General features: G+C 52.7%; 3 protein-coding genes. All 3 read left to right on the top strand.

Annotated elements, in window-relative coordinates; all coding sequences use genetic code 11:
- On the top strand, positions 1-376 hold a 376-nt coding region (locus D1227_RS13950; RefSeq protein ID WP_119405088.1), incomplete at its 5' end, for a hypothetical protein.
- Positions 358-588, top strand: coding sequence for a GDCCVxC domain-containing (seleno)protein (locus D1227_RS20415; protein ID WP_112062137.1), 231 nt, complete (start codon positions 358-360; stop codon positions 586-588). The genes D1227_RS13950 and D1227_RS20415, both read left to right, overlap by 19 nt.
- Positions 589-717: 129 nt before the next feature.
- Positions 718-2,091, top strand: a complete 1,374-nt coding sequence (locus tag D1227_RS13940; RefSeq protein WP_119404061.1) for a transposase — start codon at positions 718-720, stop codon at positions 2,089-2,091.
- Positions 2,092-2,194 lie beyond the last annotated feature (103 nt).

The following is a 2,194-nucleotide window of genomic DNA, read 5'->3' as shown; positions in this document are numbered from 1 at the left end:
ACTCCATTTCAGAGCCGATCCTAACTCAAACTATGGGCCAGTTTTTCTGAGGCAGACCAGGTTCGCGAGCGGCGGTGTGGTCGCAAGCTTCTTCGCCTTTATTGGTGCCTCCTGCTGCGTACTACCGATCATTCTGGTTAACCTTGGAGTGAGCACGACACTGGTGGCAAAGCTGGGCTTCTTCGCGCGCAATCAGGCACTGTTTCAGTGGGTGACGCTAGCTCTGTTGGCGGCTGCCGCGTTCTTTGCATTTCGAAATGGCCGACCAAGCATGCGCGTTATCGTGTTGCTTGTGATCGGTTTTGCATTGGCGGGCGTTGCGTACGTGCTGCCGTCTTATGAGAGGGAAATATTGGAATGGCTGAACTTGATGTAACTGGTGAATTCATAGCCGATTCTACGCTGACCTGTCCGGAATGCGGCCATCAATCAAAAGACACGATGCCGACCAATGCGTGTCAGTTTTTCTATGATTGCAAAGGATGCGGAACCGTCCTTAAGCCTAATCCGGGCGACTGTTGCGTTTACTGCTCGTTCGGTGACGTAGCCTGTCCCCCAATCCAAGTCGGCGATGATTGCTGCGGGTGATGTCCGCTCCGTCGCCGCAAGCTCAAATGAAACGAGCGTCCTAAACTCGCCCGATACTGTTGAAAAACTCCGAGTCAAAATGGGCGAATTCTGATTCAGTGATTTTCGTGCAGATCGAGGAGATGCGCGATGATGGGACGATTGGAAGAAGACGCTGCAAAGCTGTTCTATGAGTTCTCACTGGATAAGATGGTTCCGGCGGATCACTTGGTTAGAAAGATTGATCGGTTCCTCGATTTCGATGATATCCGGGCGCACCTGAAGCCCTTCTATAGTCACACGGGACGACCATCGGTTGATCCGGAACTGATGTGCCGGATGCTGATTGTTGGATACTGCTATGGCATCCGATCTGAACGTCGTTTGTGTGAAGAGGTTCATTTGAACCTTGCCTATCGATGGTTCTGTAAGCTGGGCATTGAGGACCGTGTCCCCAATCACTCGACGTTTTCTAAGGCACGTCATGGCAGGTTCCGTGAGAGTGATCTCTTCCGGAAATTGTTCGAGCAGGTCGTGTTCAGCTGCATGTCGGAAGGTCTCGTCAAAGGCGAAGGCTTTGCGGTTGATGCCAGCATGATCCGCGCCGATGCGAGTGAGGATCATGCCGTCGAGGCGGGTGAGCCGATTGATTGGTCTGATCCGAAGATCGCGTCGAGACCAGTTACCGAATATCTTGATGCGATCGATCAGGATGGTGCGCCACGCAAGAAGATCTCGCTCACGGATCCGACGGCACGGTGGACGGCTGCAATTGGCGGACAGGCCCGTTTCACCTGGGCAACCAACTATCTCCTGGATGTCGAGACATCCGTCATCGTCGATGTTGAGCCAACACCCGCTTATCGCAAAGCCGAGGTTGAAGCGGCCAAGATCATGATCGACCGAACCGAAGATCGGTTTGGGCTCAAGCCAAGACGCCTGATGGGAGATGCTGCTTACGGCTCAGCGGAAATGCTGGGCTGGATGGTCGATGAGAAACAAATCGAGCCGCATGTCGCGCTCTTCGAGACCCCAGGCGCACCAACGACAAACTTTACCATCAAAGACTTCCAGTATCACGAAGACCGAGACGTCTTCACGTGTCCTGCTGGAAAGGAGCTGCGTCAGTTCTGGAGAAACTACAAAACACCGCGCTCTGGCATCTCGAAAGATAATCGCAGAATGTATCGGTCGCGAAATACCGATTGCGCCGTTTGTCCCCTCAAATCCAATTGCTGTCCATCTGCGCCGTTCCGAAAAGTCAGTCGGTCCATCTACGAACATGCCCGCGATAAGGTGAAACGATTACGCGGAACGCATGAATATGAACAATCGAGACGGGATCGAAAGAAGGTCGAGATGAGCTTCGCGCACTTGAAGTGCCAACATCGCTTCCGACGATTAAGGTTGCGAGGCCCTACTGGGGCCAATGACGAATTTCTTCTCGCCGCAACAACTCAAAACCTTAGAAAACTCGCCAAATACGCCACCAAACCGTCTGCCACTCTCCAAAACGCCGCTTAGAACGGCCAATTGAAGCGAGCACCCCGAAGAAATAGGCCATTATAAAAAGCTAGGTCAAAAGACTGCCGAAAGTAGCCGCGAGTTTTTCAACAGAATTGCCCCA

The organism is Henriciella mobilis (genome assembly GCF_003576315.1).
Lineage (GTDB): Bacteria > Pseudomonadota > Alphaproteobacteria > Caulobacterales > Hyphomonadaceae > Henriciella > Henriciella mobilis.
The sequence above is the reverse complement of the archived record's forward strand: the minus strand, read 5'-3'. Positions and strand labels throughout refer to the sequence as shown.

Excerpts from the sequence above, each read along its gene's own strand:
- D1227_RS20415 (WP_112062137.1), top strand. The coding sequence starts at position 358 with ATGGCTGAACTTGATGTAACTGGTGAATTCATAGCCGATTCTACGCTG.
- D1227_RS13940 (WP_119404061.1), top strand. The coding sequence starts at position 718 with ATGATGGGACGATTGGAAGAAGACGCTGCAAAGCTGTTCTATGAGTTC.